We start from the raw sequence: 15,505 nt of genomic DNA on the forward strand, positions 1-15,505 counted from the left end.
CCTGCCACCGGAAGACCTCGACCCCCGCGCCGTGAACCGCCCCACCGACCGGGCCACACGGCCCCACCCTGCGCCCCGGTCACCCGTCACCGCCAGCTCGCCGGCCCTCGACCATGCCACTGGCGCCGCTCCCGCCAGGCCACAGCAGCCCCTGCCACCGGAAGACCTCGACCCCCGCGCCGTGAACCGCCCCACCGACCGGGCCACACGGCCCCACCCTGCGCCCCGGTCACCCGTCACCGCCAGGCTCGCCGGCCCTCGACCATGCCACTGGCGCCGCTCCCGCCAGGCCCCAGCAGCCCCTGCCACCGGAAGACCTCGACCCCCGCGCCGTGAACCGCCCCACCGACGGGCCACGCGGCCCCACCCTGGTCACCGCCAGCAACACCCCGGTGGCCTCGTCGGCCCTCGGCCATGCCGTCGGCGCCGCTCCCGCCGACTCCCGGGTCACCCCGTGCGGGCCAGGGGCTGTCCGGTCTCCTCGTGTCGGCCGGCCCTCCGCAGCAGTGCCGCCACCGCCGCGCACTGCACGGCCATCGCGAGCGCCAGTGCCAGGCAGACGCCGGGCAGGCCGAGGCCGCCGAGGGCGTGGGCCAGGGGCAGCTGGACGGCCGTGCCGAGCAGGGTGACCCGGAGCAGCGCCGGTGCTCCGCCGCCGCCCTCGAAGACCCCGCCGAACGCGATGAAGCAGGCCATCAGCAGCAGATAGGGGCCGGCACAGCGCAGGAACAGCGCGCCCTGGTGGGCGACTTCGGGCCCGGCGCCGAAGGCGGCCATGATCCAGGGGCCGGTCGCGGCGAGCACCGCGGAGGCGGTCAGGCCCAGGGCAGCGGAGACCAGCACCGCCTGCCGGCCGATGTCCCGCCGCGCATCCGCGCCCGCGCCCCTGGTGTGCGCGGTGTGGATCGCGGCGGCCTGGCGTACGGCGTAGAAGGCCATGGTGGCGACGTACATGACCTTGTAGGCGATGGCGTAGGCGGCCACCGCCGTCACCCCGAGCCGGGCCACGATCGCCACCAGCACCAGAGCTCCGCTCTGGCGCACGGTGAAGTCGGCGGACATGGGCAGGCCGGTGGCGAGCGTGCGGCGCAGGGCGGCCCGGGCCGGTGCGGCGGACGGGACCTCGGCCGCCGTCCGCAGCAGGGGGTTGCGGCGCAGGGCGCGCAGGCCCACCGCGAGGGCCACGGCGCGGCACAGCACGGTGGAGGCGGCGGCGCCCCGGACGCCGTACAGGTGGATCAGGGCGGGGTCGCAGAGCAGGATCAGCCCGTTGGCGAGGAGGGCGAGGCGCATGGGGGTGCGGGTGTCACCGGTGCCCTTGAGGATGCCGTCGACGAGCTGCTGGGCGAAGAAGACGGTCATACCGGGCAGGGAGATCGCGAAGTAGGCGGTGGCCAGGCCCCGGGCCGCGCCGTCGCCGCCGCCGAGGACCAGTGCGGCCAGCGGCCCGCGCAGCAGCAGGCCGCCGATCGCGACCGCCGGTGTCACCAGCGCGCACAGGGCCCACCCACCGCGCACGGCGGCTCGTACGGCGGCCGGGTCCCGGGCCCCTCTGGCGTGCGCCACCGACACGGTCGTACCGGAGGCGAAGACCAGCGCGACACCGAGCAGCACGTTCTCGGTGTTGGTGGCGACGGCCACGGCGGCGACGGCGGGGCCGCCGAGCCGGGAGACCCAGACGGTGTTGATGACCCCGGAGGCCACCGAGGCGAGCAGGGAGAGGTAGACGGGGTGGGCGAGGGCTATGAGCTGCTTGCGGTGGGCGTTCACCAGACGGCTCCTCTTATCGAGCTACCTCGAAACGAGGTAGCTCGATAAGAGCTAGCATGACTCCCGAGGCCGCCGCAAGGAGGAGAGCGCGTGCTGGAGTTGTCGATCCTGGGCTTCCTCGCCGAGGAAGAGCTGCACGGTTACGAGCTGAAGGAGCGCATCAAGGCGCTGAGCGGCCATGTCCGCCCGGTCAGCGACGGCGCGCTGTATCCGGCCATCAACCGGCTCGTCGCCGCCGGACTGCTCGACCAGCGCACCGAGGAAGGCGCGAGCGCCGCCCCGCGCCGGGTGCTGTCCCTGACGGCCGCGGGCCGGCAGGAGCTGCTCGCGCGGCTGCGCGACCCCAAGCAGGCGGAGATCACCGACCAAGTCCGCTTCAACACGCTCCTGGCCTTCCTGCGCCACCTGGACGACCCCGCCGCCCAGGCCGCGGTGCTGCGCCGTCGGCTGGACTTCCTTCAGGCCCCGGCGAGCTTCTTCTACCGGCAGGGCGAGCCGGTGCGCGCGGAGGAGGCCGGGGACCTGTTCCGGGAGGGCATGCTGCGGGTCGCCCGGGCCACCGGGAAGGCGGAGCGGGCCTGGCTGCGCGAGGCCATCGAGACGCTCAGCGCATCCGGCTGACCTGCTGGAGAAGGGGGCCGGTCGTCACTCGGTGCGGATCAGCTGCGCCCGCACATACTCCCGCCACCGCTCGGTGAACGCCTGCGGTGTGGTGCCCAGCACCGTCTTCAGCGCGGCCTCGATCGCGCCCGCCCGCTGCTGATGGCCGCCGACGGCGCGGTAGAAGGCGTCGAGCCGGGCCGCGCCCCACTGGTCGGCGATCATCCGGCAGGCCAGCCAGCCCCCCTCGTAGGCCTGGGCGAGTTCGGCCGGGTCGCTGGTGAAGCCGAAGTCCTTGTCGGTGGGGAGCTCGGTGGGCGGGTGGCCGTCATGGACGGCGCGGGTGAGTTCCGGCGCGACCTCGGTGGGGGTGCGGCCGGTACCGAGGTAGCCGATCCAGTCCGCGTAGCCCTCGGAGAGCCACAGCGGGGTCGCGGCGGTGGTGTGCGCGCGGGTGGCCACGTGGGTGGTCTCGTGGGTGAGCACGACCTGCTTGCCGAGGTCGCCGAGGATGGCGTACGCCTCCGGGTTGACGACCACCCGGTCCGCGGGCGCCTTGCCCGAGCCCCCCGCCTCGCCGGTGGTGACGGCGGCGATCCCCCGGTAGTTGGCGGCGGGTGAGCCGAGCAGTCCCGCCATGCCCTGCAGGGACCGCGGGACGAGGACGACCACATGGCGGGTCCAGTCGGTGCCCCAGGCCCGGGAGACGGCCGGTACGGCGCGGTCGGCCAGCGTGGCGTATCCGCGCAGCTGGGCGGCCGTCCGGCCGGTGCCCAGGACCAGGCTGTGGGCGCCCTTGACGGCTGTCACCGGGCCCTGGTCCCACAGCTGCTGCCCGGCGTCCCGCGCGGGCCGGTCGGCGGTGACGTACCACTCGCCGTCGGCGGTGCGGCCCAGGGTGAGGATGCGGCGGGCGTCGACGGGGGCCTTGTCGTACCCGGCGACGCGGTAGCTCAGGTCGGCGTCGGCGGTGGCTCCGGCCGAGGTGCGGTGCACGGCGGTGACGCGGTAGGCCCAGGAGGCCAGCGGGAGGGCGCGCAGCCGGGTGTACTCGGTGCGGGTGCCCGTCGCCCCGTACGCCGTCTCGTCGTGGCCGAGCAGCGCGGCCGAGCGCCGGTCGAGCAGGTGCTGCACCTCGGTGCGGGCGGAGTCGGCCGGGGTGCCGCCACAGCCGGCCAGGGGCAGCAGCAGCCCGAGCCCCACCGCCCCGATACTCCACGCCCGCCTGCGACCAGCCATTTCCCGATCGTAACGGCGCCCGGCGCGGTCAGGGCCGGGTGACCGAGGAGATCGGCATCATCCCGACCGGGTCGTAGCGCACCGCGGCGCCCGGATAGGGGGCGTGGATGACCTGGCCGTTGCCCACGTACATCCCCACATGGCTGGCGTCGGAGCGGTAGATCACCAGGTCACCGGGGCGGGCCTGGGAGAGCGGGAGCTGCCGGCCGGCGAAGCGCTGCTCCTGCGAGGTGCGCGGCAGCTGGATTCCGGCGTGCGCGTACGACCACTGCATCAGGCCCGAGCAGTCGAAGCCGGAGGGGCCGCTCGCGCCCCACACATACGGCCGGCCGAGGGCGGAGCGGGCGGCGGCCACCGCGGCGGCGGCGCGGGCGTCGGGGGCGACGGCACCGGTCAGGTCCGGCAGGCCGGGCAGGTCCACGCGGCCGGAGTCGTCGGAGCGCGAGGCCCGGCCGAACGCGGCGCGCTCGGCGGCCGGGAGCGTGTCGAGCAGTTGCTGGGCCTTGGCGAGCTTCGTCTCCACGGTCCGCTTGTGCGCGGCCACGGCCTTGCGGCTGCTCTCCAGCGCGGCGAGCTTCCCGACCGCCTCCGTGCGCTCCTGCGCGAGTTCCCGCAGCGCCGACTGCAACTCCCGGAGTTGCCCCGCCTGTTGGGTGGTGATGCGGTCGAGGGTGGACGCCTTGTCGAGATAGTCGTCGGGGTCGTCGGAGAAGAGCAGGGCGACGGCAGGGGCGATGCCGCCCGTGCGGTACTGGGCACCGGCCAGCGAACCCAGTTGCTCGCGCAGGGTGTTGACGCGCTGCTGCTGCCGGGCGATGTGGTCCTGGGCGTCGCGCACCTCGCGGCGCAGGGTGCCGGCCCGCTCCTGGGCCTTGTCGAAGGCCTGGGTCGCCCGCTCGGCCTCCTGGTAGAGCCGGTCCACCTCGGCACGGGTGTCGGTGCGCGGGGCCGCGTGCGCCGGTACGGCGCCGAGCGCGCCGGCCGCGGCCGACAGGACACAGAGGGCGACGGCGCCCCGGTCGAATCCGGAGGAGGCAAAGCGGCGATGAGACCCCACGGCAGTCCTTCTGCTGGCGAACAGTGACCGTTTCCCCGGCGCCTGGGGACGGGGAGGCCCCGGCGCCGGGGAAACGCGGCAGACAGTAGCCGTGCGCAAGGGGCTCGACCAACGGCCGTCGCGGCAACAAACGCTGACGCCCCGCCGCTGACCCAGGTCAGCGGCGGGGCGTGGAGTCAGTTCCGGTCCAGGGGATTCGCCCGTTCGGGCGCCCCCGTGCGAGCGTTTCTCGCGGGAACTCGCGGGTATCACACCCGGTTTCGCGGGGCGATGTCCGCCGGAGGTGTCAGACCCGGACGCCGAACTGGAACGGCATGTCGGACATCGACTCGTAGCGGACCACGGCACCGGTGTGCGGGGCGTGGAGCACCTGGCCGTTGCCGGCGTACAGGCCGACGTGATGGATGTCGCCGTAGAAGAAGACCAGGTCGCCGACCTGGAGGTCGTTGATCGAGCTGATCCTGGTGCCTATGGTGGCCTGCTCCTGGGAGGTGCGCGGGATGGAGACACCGGCCTGGGCGTAGGCCCAGGAGGTCAGGCCCGAGCAGTCGAAGGCGGACGGACCGGAGGCGCCGTAGACGTACGGCGAGCCGATCACGCTCTGGGCGGCGGCGAAGGCCGCGCCGGCCCGGCCGGAGGCAGGAGTGCTGTTGCCGAGGTTGACCCGCGAGCTGGAGGAGCGGTCGGCGCGGGCCTGCTGGGCGGCGAGGGCCGCCTTCTCCTTGGCGGTCAGGGTGTTGAGCAGCTTCTGCGCGTCGGCGAGCTTGCCCTGGACGTCCTTCTTGTTCTGCGCCAGCTGGGCGCGCGTGGCGGAGAGGTCCTTGAGCTTCTGGGTGGCCTCGGCACGCTCCTGGGCCAGTTCGCGCTGTTTGTCCTGGATCTTCTTCAGCGCGTCGACCTGCTGAGCGCTCAACTGGTCGAGCGTGGACGCCTTGTCGAGGAAGTCGTTCGGGTTGGAGGACAGGAAGAGCTGGACCGAGGGGTCGATGCCGCCGGAGCGGTACTGCGAGGTGGCCAGCGAACCCAGGCCGTCGCGCAGCTTGTTGAGGTCCTGCTGACCTCGCGCGACGTTGTCCTGGATGGTGGATATCTCCTTCTGCAGCTTCTGCTGCTTCGCCTGGGCCCCGTCGTACTTCTCGGTGGCCTGCTCCGCCTGCTGGTAGAGCTCGTCGACCTTGGCCTTGACCTGGTCCTTGGTGAGCTTCTGGCTCGGCGCGGCATTGGCGGCGTTCGCGCTCAGGACGACGGCGGCGGCTGCTGCGGTGGTCAGCACGGTCACGCGAGCGCGACTCTGCTGCTTGGGTCGACGGTGGGACGCCACGGAGGACGAACTCCTTCTTGTGAGTGATCACCCGTTCGGAGGTTCGAGCCCAGACCCTAGTGACCCACTTGTGATCAGTTCAAATCCTCACACCAAAAAACCTCGTCACACAATGCATTCTTTGCACACAAGTCACATGGGGTGAGGCGCGGTTGACACTACGTTGCGTGACGATACGGCTAATTCGGGCATTGCATATGCCCCTTGGACCTTCAGGACAGTCGCTTGAGAAGCACCGCAGAGGCGACCGGACGGGCGCCCGCCCTGGCGACCCCGTCGGCCACCTCACGGTCGGTGGAGGCGACGATGACCGGACGGCCCGGCGGCTCCGCGCGCACGAGCTGCCGGATCAGCTCGTCGGCCGTGACACCCGGCTTGGAGAACAGCACCCGCACCCCGCGCGGCGGCGCCAGCAGCACCGGGGCGGCCAGTTCGGCGCCGTCGAAGACGCAGGTCACCTCGGCGCCTGTCTGCGCGGCGAGCGCGGAGAGCTGGCCGAGGAGCCTCAGCCGCTGCTTCTCCAGCGGCATCTGCGGATAGCCGGTCTTGGTGACGTTGTAGCCGTCGACGACCAGATGCGCCTGGGGCAGCGCCAGCAACTGGTCGAGAATGGCCGGATCGTTCTCCGACAGGGCGCGCGCCGCGATGTCCTTCGGTGTCATTCGTCCCGGTTCGACCGCATCCACGGTCTCGGCGGGCCGCACGGACACGGGGGGCAGGGCGAGTTCGCGCCTGAGGCCCTGGGTGGCATCCAGCAGGGTGTCCAGCAGCAGCCGTACCCGCATGTCCTCCACGCTGCGGCCCTCGCGGGCGGCGCGGCGGGTGGCCTCCAGCGCGGCATCGGCCTCGCCGAGGCGGGCCTTGAGCCGGCGGGACTCGCTCTCGGCGGCCGAGACCTGCAGGTGCGCCTCGGCGCGCAGGGCGTCCATCTCGCCCTGGGCCTTGCGCAGGGCTGCCTCGCCCCGCTTGACGTCGCTGAGGGCGGCCCGGAGCTTACGGTGAAGCGATTCCGCTTCCCTCTTCACCGACTCCAGCTCCGTACGCAGCCGTTCGGTCTCGGCGCGGGTGTACTCGCGGGCGTGGGCCAGCTCGGCGCGCAGCCGCTCCAGCTCGACCCGGTTCTCCTCGTCGGCGCGCTCGGCGTCCGCGCGCTGGACCTCCTCGCCGGCCGCGGTGACCAGCTTCACCCAGCCCGCCGGGCGCAGTACGTAGGCCGCGGCCGCCACGTCGAGCGGATCCGCGGCCGGGAGCGGCGAGCCGGAGTCGAGGGCGCCGGCGAGTTCCGGCTGCGCCTCTCTGAACTTCTCCCCGATGCGCTGCCGGAACAGCGCATCGGTCTCCAGCGCCGCCGCCATCGCGTTTCCGGCGAACTTGGCCCGGCGATTGGGGGCGAACCGGGCGTACTGCCTCAGCTGGGCGGGCAGTTCGGACATGGTCAGCCCGCCGAAGCCCTCCGAGACGATCTGGACGACCCGGCGGCGCACACCGTCGGGCAGCGGACGGTCAAGCACCTCAGCGGTGCCGTCGTCCGGCCCCCCGCCTGCGGTCTCCACCATCCGTCACACCCCACTACTTCGACTTCTTCGGGGGCCGCTCCGCTCAGGAGCCGGCACCCGGCCTGTCCACGAGTTCCACCTGGTCCACCGCGTTGCACCAGCGGCACCGCACCGACTCGATGGTCTCACTGACCACCTCGCGCTCCTCCACGGTCGGCTCGCCGGCCAGATCGAGGTGGACGTACTCGACGACCTTCGAGGAACGCGTCACGTCGAACCGGGTGAGGTTGCCGCACAGCGTGCAGCGCCATCGGGTGGTGGCGGTCGGCAGGGGAACCGTCATCGTGGCTGTCCGCTTCCTTCTCGTAGTCGCTCACCGCGCCGCCGGCCGACGCGTGTGGCCGTAACCCTACGGCCTGGCGGCAACTCGCCGCTGGTCTGTCCAAGGCGGCGAGGCGGTCTGTCAGCGTGCGTCCCGTTACGTCATGCTCTGTATTCATGATCAGCGCGTGGAGCACGGCGGCAGGCAGGGCCTTCAGAGCGGTCCGGAGCACATCAGCACCCATGACGTACGGCCTCATCGCCCTGTGCTGTCTGCTCTTCGTCCTGGGCCCGGCCTCGGGGCTCACCCCGGCGTACGGCTCCGGGGACGGGCTGCTCGCCGCACAGCGGGCGTACTTCCGGAGCTGGGGCGTGGTGCCGGCCGATCTGTTCGCCAGACCGGTGCGCGAGGCCCTGACCCCCGCCACGGCCCTGTTCGTGCACGGCAGCTGGGTGCATCTGCTCGGCAACATGCTCTTCCTCTTCGTCTTCGGCGCGATGACCGAGGAACGGATGGGCCGGGTCGCGTTCACCCTCTTCTACGTCGGCTGCGGCTATCTCGCCCTGCTCGGCTACGCGGCCGCCAACGCCACCTCCGAGCAGTCGCTGGTGGGCGCGTCCGGAGCGATCTCGGCGGTCCTCGGAGCGTTCCTCTACCTGTTCCCGCGCGCCCGTGTGACCAGTCTTCTGCCTTTTCTGTTCTTCCTGCCACTGCGGTTTCCCGCGTGGATCGTGCTGCCGTTCTGGGCGGCGCTGCAGTGGGCGGCGGCGGAGCAGAGCTCGGGCGGGCCCGGGGTGGCGTATCTGGCCCACCTCGTGGGCTTCGGTCTGGGCTTCGGCTACGCGTGGGTGCGTTACGGCAGCAGGAAGGGCCCGAAGGGCGGCCTGGGAAGGGCGGTGGTGGGAGACGGGCGGGCGGCTAGAGTGAAGTGCGCCCCAGCTCCGGCACCCGAGGGAGAGAACCAGCCGTGATCACCGCGATCGTCCTCATCAAGACCAGCGTGGACCGGATCCCCGAGATCGCGGAGCAGATCGCTTCGCTGGAGTCGGTGAGCGAGGTCTTCTCCGTCACCGGCACGTACGACTTGATCGCGATGGTCCGGGTGCGGCAGCACGATGATCTCGCCGATGTCATCCCCGGCCGGATCAGCAAGATCCCCGGCGTCGAGGGCACGGACACGCATGTGGCGTTCCGCACCTACTCGACGCACGACCTGGAAGCGGCGTTCTCGATCGGCCTGGACAACTAGGGGCTGGGCCGCTCAGCCGCTGATCACACCGCCGGTACGCAGCGGCCGTCCTCGGTCCGGTACGTCCACTTCGCGCCCTCGGTCACGAGTTCCCGGACCGCCGTGACGAAGCGGTCGACGTGCTCGTCGGGGGTGCCCGCGCCGAAGCTCACACGGATGGCGTTGAGGGACTTCTCGCCCGGCGCGGCCTCGGGGGCGCCGCACTCGCCCTGGGTCTGGGGGTCGCTGCCGAGGAGGGTGCGGACCAGAGGGTGGGCGCAGAACAGGCCGTCGCGGACGCCGATGCCGTACTCGGCGGACAGGGCAGCGGCGAAGTGGGAGCTGTTCCAGCCCTCGACGACGAAGGAGATCACGCCGACGCGCGGGGCGTCGTCGCCGAACAGGGACAGCACCTTCACCTGCGGGACCTCGGCCAGGCCCGCACGGACCCTGGCGATCAGGTGCTGCTCGCGCGCGACCAGGCCGTCCCAGCCGGCCTCGGTGAGCGCCTTGCAGGCCGACGCGATGGAGTAGGCGCCGATCACATTGGGTGACCCCGCTTCGTGCCGGGCGGCACTCTCGTGCCACTCCACGTCCACGCCGCCGTCCCGGCGCCGGGCCACCTTGCGGCTGGCGCCCCCGCCCGCGAGGTAGGGCTCGGCCGCGCGCAGCCAGTCGGCGCGGCCGGCCAGGACACCGGAGCCGAAGGGGGCGTACAGCTTGTGGCCCGAGAAGGCGACCCAGTCGACGTCCAGGTCCCGGACGGACACGGGGTGGTGCGGGGCCAGCTGGGCGGCGTCCAGGACGATCCGGGCGCCGTGCGCGTGGGCGGCTGCCGCCAGCTCCCGTACGGGCCACAGCTCGCCGGTGACGTTCGAGGCGCCGGTGACGCACACCAGGGCCGGGCCGTGCGGGTCGCGGCCGGCGAGGGCGCGCTCCAGGGTCGTGACGGCCTGCTGCGGGGTGCGCGGGGCGTCGAGGTAGCTGACCTGGGCGTCCTGCCAGGGCAGCAGGGAGGCGTGGTGCTCGGTCTCGAAGACGAAGACCTGGCAGTCGGCCGGGAGGGCGCGGGCCAGGAGGTTCAGGGAGTCGGTGGTGGAGCGGGTGAAGACCAGCTGGTCGTCGGGGCGGCAGTCCAGGAACCCGGCGACCGTCCTGCGGGCGTTCTCGAACAGGTCGGTGGAGAGCTGGGAGAGATAGCCGGCGCCCCGGTGGACGCTGCCGTAGTACGGCGCGTAGGCGGCCACGTCGTCCCAGACGCGCTGGAGGGCGGGGGTGCTGGCCGCGTAGTCGAGGGCCGCGTAGGTGACCTCGCCGCCGGTGACGAGCGGGACGGTGACATCCCGGCCCAGAACGGGCAGCGGGGAACAAACGGACTGGTCGGCGGCAGCGGTGAAGACGGACATGGGGGAACTCCCGTGAGAACGTACGCCGAAGACGACGTACGGGAAGAAGAGAAAAGGGGATGCGGAGGCGGGGCTCGGCGGCCCTATCGCATTCGCTTGCTCACGGAAGGCTCCCTCGATGACCAGGACCCCTGGTCCCGCGCTCAGCAGCGCGCGAGGGGTCCGCGCTTGCCGTAGACCTCGCTGCCTACGGCCTGGTCCTCACCCGGGGCACCCCGCCACGGACGGAGGGTTGCCGGACAGCCGGCCGGGGCCGAATGGCTGTCACTCATGACCTGGTACAGGAACGTACGGGAAATGATCGTCGTCCCGCAACCCGAGTCCGGATCGCGGGACGACCGTCGGTGACCGCTAGGCGTTGCTCGCCGCCACCCACCGCTCCAGCGTCCGCTTCGCCGCGCCCGAGTCGATCGACTCCGCCGCCTTGGCCATGCCGGCCCGCAGCTGGTCGGCGAGCGGGGCGTCCGTCGGGTGCAGGGCCACGAGGGCCGCCGCGGAGTTCAGCAGCACCGCGTCCCGCACGGCCCCTGTCTCACCGTCGAGCAGACGGCGGGCGACCTCCGCGTTGTACGACGCGTCCGCGCCGCGCAGGGCCTCCACGGGGACGAGGTCGATGCCGACGTCCCTCGGGTCGAAGGTCTCCTCGGTGACCTTGCCGTCCCGGACGACCCACACCCGCGAGGTGGCGGTCGTCGTCAGCTCGTCCAGGCCGTCGTCGCCGCGGAAGACCAGGGAGGAGTTGCCGCGCTCGGCGAGGACACCGGCCACGATCGGGGCCATCCGCAGATCCGCCACGCCGACGGCCTGGGCGCGGACCTTCGCCGGGTTGGTCAGCGGACCGAGGACATTGAAGGTCGTACGGATGCCCAACTGGCCACGGGCGGCGGCCACATGGCGCAGCGCCGGGTGGAACTTCACCGCGAAGCAGAACGTGATCCCGGCCTCCTCCGCGACCTGCGGGACCCGTTCCAGCGGGAGGTTCAGATTGACGCCCAGCTTCTCCAGCACGTCCGACGCGCCCGACGCCGAGGACGCGGCACGGTTGCCGTGCTTGACGACCTTCGCGCCGGTGCCGGCGACGACGATCGAGGACATCGTGGAGATGTTCACCGTCTTGGCACCGTCACCACCGGTGCCGACGATGTCGACGGTCTCCCCCGGCACCTCGATGACGTTCGCGTGCGCGTACATCGCGCGGACGAGCCCGGTGATCTCCTCTACCGTCTCGCCCTTGGCGCGCAGGGCCACGGCGAATCCCGCGATCTGCGCGTCCGTCGCCTCCCCGCGCATGATCCGGTCCATCGCCCATGCCGTGGCGTCCGCGCTCTGGTCCCGGCCCTCCAGCAGGGCGTTCAGTACCTCGGGCCAGGAACGGCCCGCCGCGGTGTCGCCTCCAGCGGGGGTCACAGCGCTCATCAGCCGCTCCTGGTGTCGTAAGAACAGTGTGAGCCCAGCCTATCCACCCCCGGGCACGGCGAAGGGCCCCGTCCGTAAGCCGGACGGGGCCCTTCAGCGTGGCGTGGCGACGCGGGGATCAGTGGTGGCCGTGGCCGCTCGTGATCTCCTTGTACTCATCGACGGTCGGCTTCGGGATCTGGTTGTCCTCGCCGTAGTAGGCGCTGGACAGCCGCACCCGGAGCTTCTCCGAGGCCGGCACCTTGCGCTCGACACCGTTCTCGTCGACCGTCGGGCCGATCTCGGCCGGCTCGTACTGGTGGTGGGCCGTGAGGGTGTGCAGCTGCTCCTGGCTGAGCGGCTCGTGCACCTCGATGAACTCACCGTGCGGCAGCCGCTTGATGATGCCGGTCTCGCGACCGTGCAGCACCTTGTCGCGGTCGCGGCGCTGCAGACCCAGGCAGATCCGCTTGGTGACGAGGAACGCGAAGACCGGGCCGACGAAGAAGGCGATCCGGACGAACCAGGTCACGGCGTTGATCGACAGGTGGAAGTGCGTGGCCCACAGGTCGTTGCCGCCGCCGACCAGCAGCGTCAGGTACAGCGTCATCCAGGCGACGCCGAGACCGGTGCGCGTCGGGGCGTTGCGCGGGCGGTCCAGGATGTGGTGCTCGCGCTTGTCGCCGGTGACCCAGGACTCGATGAACGGGTAGACGGCGATCGCCACGAGGACCAGCGGGAAGATCATCAGCGGGATGAACACGCCCAGGACGAGCGTGTGACCCCAGAAGTTGATCTCCCAGCCCGGCATGAAGCGGATCAGACCCTCGGAGAAGCCCATGTACCAGTCGGGCTGGGCGCCGGTGGACACCTGGTCCGGACGGTAGGGGCCCATGGCCCAGATCGGGTTGATCTGGGCGACCGCGGCGATGGCCGCGATGACACCGAAGACCAGGAAGAAGAAGCCTCCGGCCTTGGCCATGTACACCGGCAGCAGCGGCATGCCGACGACGTTCTTCTCGGACTTCCCGGGACCCGCGAACTGCGTGTGCTTGTGGTAGAAGACCAGGATCAGGTGGCCCACCACCAGGCCGAGCATGATGCCCGGCAGCAGCAGGATGTGGATCGAGTAGAACCGGGCGACGAAGTCGTGACCGGGGAACTGACCGCCGAAGAGGAAGAACGACAGGTACGTGCCGACGATCGGCACGGACAGGACCGCGCCCTCCATGAAGCGGACACCGGTGCCGGAGAGCAGGTCGTCCGGGAGCGAGTAACCGGTGAAGCCGGTGAACATGCCCAGGACGAACAGCAGGAAGCCGAACAGCCAGTTGATCTCACGCGGCTTGCGGAACGCGCCGGTGAAGAACACGCGCATCATGTGCACGAACATGCCGGCGAGGAAGATCAGCGCGGCCCAGTGGTGGATCTGCCGGATGAGCAGACCACCGCGCACGTCGAAGGAGATGTGCAGGGTCGAGTTGAACGCCTCGGACATCAGCTGTCCCTGCAGCGGGACATAGCTGCCGTGGTACTCCACCTCGTTCATCGACGGGTGGAAGAACAGCGTCAGATACACACCCGTGAGGATGATGATGATGAAGCTGTACAGGCACACTTCGCCCAACATGAACGACCAGTGGTCGGGGAAGATCTTGCGCATGTTGGCCTTGGCCAGGGAGTAGATCCCGAGCCGGCCGTCGGCCCAGTCGGCGACACGCTCGCCGGCCGGTGCCTTCCCGCGAGAGCGGGGCGTCTCGTTCGCTGCAGTACTCATCCGCGCTCCCAGAATGCAGGACCGACGGGCTCCTCGAAGTCGCCGAGCGCCTGGAGGTAACCCTCACTGTCCACACCGATGCGCAGCTGCGGCAGGGCGTGGCCGGCGGGGCCGAAGATCACTCGGGCACCGTCGGAGAGGTCGAAGGTGGACTGGTGGCACGGGCACAGCACGTGGTGCGTCTGCTGCTCGTACAGCGAGATCGGGCAGCCGACGTGGGTGCAGATCTTGGAGAACGCGACGATGCCCTCGTGCGACCAGTCGAGCTCGCGCTTGTCCTTGATGTTGCCGGGCTGCAGCCGGACGATCATCAGCGCGGCCTTGGCGATCTCCGTCTGGAACTCCTCGTCCGTCTCCTCCAGCCCGTCGGGCTTGGCGAAGGTGAGGGAGCCGACGGCGACGTCCTCGGGGCGCAGCGGCTGGCCCGTGTTCATGTTGATCAGGCGCTTGCCCTTGGCCCACAGGGTGTGCCGCAGCGAGGTGCCGGGCAGCGGACCGAGGTCGCGCAGCAGCATGACGCCGGAGAGCGGGAACAGGGCCAGCGCGCCGAACATCGTGTTGCGGAGCAGCCTGCGGCGGCCGAGCGCCGACTCCTTGGCACCCTGCCGGAAGTCCGCGTGGACCTTCGCGCGGACGTCGGCCGGGGCCTCGATGGCGTGCCGATCGTCGGCGACCTCCACGTCGGACATCAGCGTGCGGGCCCAGTGGACCGCGCCCGCGCCGATGCAGAACAGCGACGCACCGAGGGTCAGGCCCAGCGCGAAGTTCAGCGCGCTGACGTGCCCGATCGGGAAGACGAAGATGTTCTTGTCGTGCGGGATCGTCACATACGAGACGATGAAGCCGACGGTGGCCAGCATCGACACCGTGAACAGCAGGGCGACCGAGCGCTCGGACCGCTTGGCGGCCCGCTCGTCGATGTCCTGGATGCGGTGCTCGTGAGGCGGCAGCCCCGGGTCGGCGAACGGGTTCTCCTCGTCCGCGACCGCTACCGCGCGGTGCTCTTCGCCCTGCTCAGCGGGCAGGTTCTCTTCTGGAATGTCTTGGCTACTCATGACTTCTTGGCCTTTGCGGTCCGAGCGGCGACCCAGACGGCGACTGCGATCAGTGCGCCGAGACCGAAGATCCAGGCGAACAGACCCTCACTGACCGGCCCGAGGCCGCCCAGCTCCAGACCGCCGGGGTTCGTCGTCTCGCTGCTGTCGACCGCGTGCAGGTACGCGATGATGTCCTTCTTGTTCTTCGAGGACAGCGTGGTGTCGGGGAAGGACGGCATGTTCTGCGGGCCGGTCTGCATGGCCTCGTAGATGTGCTTCGGGTCGACACCCTCCAGCGTGGGCGCGAACTTGCCCTTGGTCAGGGCACCGCCCTTGCCGGTGAAGTTGTGGCACTGCGCGCAGTTGGTGCGGAACAGCTCGCCACCCTTGGCGATGTCGGCACCGTCAGGGCCGTACTGGTCCTTGGTGGGCACGTTCGGGCCGGCGCCCAGCGAGGCGATGTACGCGGCGAGCTGGTCGATCTGCGTCTGGTTGTAGACGACCTTCTTGCGCGGGACCTGGGCGCCCTGCGAGGTGGCGGCCGGCATACGGCCGGTGCCGACCTGGAAGTCCACGGCCGCGGCACCCACGCCGACCAGGCTCGGCCCGTCGGAGGAGCCCTGGCCACCGGTGCCGTGGCAGCTGGCGCAGCCGACCTCGTAGAGCTTCTTGCCCTCCTTGATGGTCAGGGACTGGGCGGAATCGTCGGCCTGCGCCTTGCCCGCGGGCGCGAACGCGGCGTACAGCCCCCCAGTGGCCGCCAGCGCGAGGAGTAGGACGACGACCGCCGCCAGCGGATGGCGTCGTCGTGCGGAGAGCTTTTTCACGGATTACCCCGGTGTCAGGATCTTCTGCGT

14 protein-coding genes and 1 riboswitch are annotated in these 15,505 nt (G+C 71.2%); of the genes, 3 read left to right on the plus strand and 11 right to left on the minus strand.

The features are described 5' to 3' along the window. Window positions 1-447: 447 nt before the first annotated feature. Entirely contained in the window at window positions 448-1,770 is a 1,323-nt protein-coding gene (locus tag ACFYOH_RS05720; RefSeq protein WP_388621530.1) for an MATE family efflux transporter, read from the minus strand. Window positions 1,771-1,860: 90 nt separating this feature from the next. Between ACFYOH_RS05720 and ACFYOH_RS05725 the strand changes: the two genes are divergently transcribed. Next, entirely contained in the window at window positions 1,861-2,391 is a 531-nt protein-coding gene (locus ACFYOH_RS05725) for a PadR family transcriptional regulator (RefSeq protein ID WP_388621532.1), read from the plus strand. 24 nt (window positions 2,392-2,415) lie between these two features. Here ACFYOH_RS05725 and ACFYOH_RS05730 read toward each other — a convergent pair whose 3' ends face one another. The 5 genes from ACFYOH_RS05730 to ACFYOH_RS05750 all read right to left on the minus strand — a co-directional run bounded on the left by ACFYOH_RS05730 (window position 2,416) and on the right by ACFYOH_RS05750 (window position 7,826). Beyond that, window positions 2,416-3,609, minus strand: coding sequence for a hypothetical protein (locus tag ACFYOH_RS05730; protein ID WP_388621534.1), 1,194 nt, complete (start codon window positions 3,607-3,609; stop codon window positions 2,416-2,418). 28 nt (window positions 3,610-3,637) lie between these two features. Beyond that, entirely contained in the window at window positions 3,638-4,666 is a 1,029-nt protein-coding gene (locus ACFYOH_RS05735; RefSeq protein ID WP_388621535.1) for an NlpC/P60 family protein, read from the minus strand. Window positions 4,667-4,952: 286 nt separating this feature from the next. Continuing rightward, window positions 4,953-5,987: an NlpC/P60 family protein gene (locus tag ACFYOH_RS05740; protein ID WP_388621537.1), complete on the minus strand. Its 1,035-nt coding sequence runs from the start codon at window positions 5,985-5,987 to the stop codon at window positions 4,953-4,955. Between the two features lie 212 nt (window positions 5,988-6,199). Continuing rightward, window positions 6,200-7,543, minus strand: coding sequence for an NYN domain-containing protein (locus ACFYOH_RS05745; protein WP_388621539.1), 1,344 nt, complete (start codon window positions 7,541-7,543; stop codon window positions 6,200-6,202). Window positions 7,544-7,586: 43 nt separating this feature from the next. Next, window positions 7,587-7,826: a hypothetical protein gene (locus ACFYOH_RS05750; RefSeq protein ID WP_014672226.1), complete on the minus strand. Its 240-nt coding sequence runs from the start codon at window positions 7,824-7,826 to the stop codon at window positions 7,587-7,589. 155 nt (window positions 7,827-7,981) lie between these two features. Between ACFYOH_RS05750 and ACFYOH_RS05755 the strand changes: the two genes are divergently transcribed. Both ACFYOH_RS05755 and ACFYOH_RS05760 read left to right on the plus strand, forming a co-directional pair. Continuing rightward, window positions 7,982-8,776, plus strand: a complete 795-nt coding sequence (locus tag ACFYOH_RS05755; RefSeq protein ID WP_388621541.1) for a rhomboid family intramembrane serine protease — start codon at window positions 7,982-7,984, stop codon at window positions 8,774-8,776. Beyond that, window positions 8,773-9,054 (plus strand): Lrp/AsnC family transcriptional regulator, encoded by a 282-nt coding sequence (locus tag ACFYOH_RS05760; protein ID WP_388621543.1) that lies wholly within the window; start codon window positions 8,773-8,775, stop codon window positions 9,052-9,054. Before ACFYOH_RS05755 ends, ACFYOH_RS05760 begins: the two co-directional genes overlap by 4 nt. Before the next feature lie 23 nt (window positions 9,055-9,077). On the opposite strand, the gene ACFYOH_RS05765 is transcribed toward ACFYOH_RS05760, so the two are convergent. The 5 genes from ACFYOH_RS05765 to ACFYOH_RS05785 all read right to left on the minus strand — a co-directional run bounded on the left by ACFYOH_RS05765 (window position 9,078) and on the right by ACFYOH_RS05785 (window position 15,475). Beyond that, complete coding sequence (locus ACFYOH_RS05765) at window positions 9,078-10,439, minus strand: aminotransferase class V-fold PLP-dependent enzyme (RefSeq protein WP_388621545.1); 1,362 nt, start codon at window positions 10,437-10,439, stop codon at window positions 9,078-9,080. Between the two features lie 159 nt (window positions 10,440-10,598). After that, window positions 10,599-10,715, minus strand: a riboswitch (SAM riboswitch). 75 nt (window positions 10,716-10,790) lie between these two features. Then, window positions 10,791-11,855, minus strand: coding sequence for an anthranilate phosphoribosyltransferase (trpD, locus tag ACFYOH_RS05770; RefSeq protein WP_388621546.1), 1,065 nt, complete (start codon window positions 11,853-11,855; stop codon window positions 10,791-10,793). A 118-nt stretch (window positions 11,856-11,973) separates the two neighbouring features. Beyond that, a complete protein-coding gene (locus ACFYOH_RS05775) occupies window positions 11,974-13,611 on the minus strand; it encodes a cytochrome bc complex cytochrome b subunit (RefSeq protein ID WP_388621548.1) in 1,638 nt (545 codons plus the stop codon). Next, window positions 13,608-14,666: a Rieske 2Fe-2S domain-containing protein gene (locus tag ACFYOH_RS05780; protein WP_388621550.1), complete on the minus strand. Its 1,059-nt coding sequence runs from the start codon at window positions 14,664-14,666 to the stop codon at window positions 13,608-13,610. The genes ACFYOH_RS05775 and ACFYOH_RS05780 overlap by 4 nt, the downstream gene beginning before the upstream one ends. After that, window positions 14,663-15,475 (minus strand): c-type cytochrome, encoded by an 813-nt coding sequence (locus ACFYOH_RS05785; protein WP_388621551.1) that lies wholly within the window; start codon window positions 15,473-15,475, stop codon window positions 14,663-14,665. The genes ACFYOH_RS05780 and ACFYOH_RS05785 overlap by 4 nt, the downstream gene beginning before the upstream one ends. Window positions 15,476-15,505 lie beyond the last annotated feature (30 nt).

This window comes from Streptomyces sp. NPDC007856 (assembly GCF_042868225.1).
GTDB lineage: Bacteria > Actinomycetota > Actinomycetes > Streptomycetales > Streptomycetaceae > Streptomyces.

What these genes read in the sequence shown, in the direction of transcription:
- ACFYOH_RS05730 (WP_388621534.1), bottom strand. Translation starts at nt 3,609, where the DNA reads ATGGCTGGTCGCAGGCGGGCGTGGAGTATCGGGGCGGTGGGGCTCGGG.
- ACFYOH_RS05745 (WP_388621539.1), bottom strand. Translation starts at nt 7,543, where the DNA reads ATGGTGGAGACCGCAGGCGGGGGGCCGGACGACGGCACCGCTGAGGTG.
- ACFYOH_RS05750 (WP_014672226.1), bottom strand. Translation starts at nt 7,826, where the DNA reads ATGACGGTTCCCCTGCCGACCGCCACCACCCGATGGCGCTGCACGCTG.
- ACFYOH_RS05755 (WP_388621541.1), top strand. Translation starts at nt 7,982, where the DNA reads ATGATCAGCGCGTGGAGCACGGCGGCAGGCAGGGCCTTCAGAGCGGTC.
- ACFYOH_RS05765 (WP_388621545.1), bottom strand. Translation starts at nt 10,439, where the DNA reads ATGTCCGTCTTCACCGCTGCCGCCGACCAGTCCGTTTGTTCCCCGCTG.
- trpD (WP_388621546.1), bottom strand. Translation starts at nt 11,855, where the DNA reads ATGAGCGCTGTGACCCCCGCTGGAGGCGACACCGCGGCGGGCCGTTCC.
- ACFYOH_RS05775 (WP_388621548.1), bottom strand. Translation starts at nt 13,611, where the DNA reads ATGAGTACTGCAGCGAACGAGACGCCCCGCTCTCGCGGGAAGGCACCG.
- ACFYOH_RS05780 (WP_388621550.1), bottom strand. Translation starts at nt 14,666, where the DNA reads ATGAGTAGCCAAGACATTCCAGAAGAGAACCTGCCCGCTGAGCAGGGC.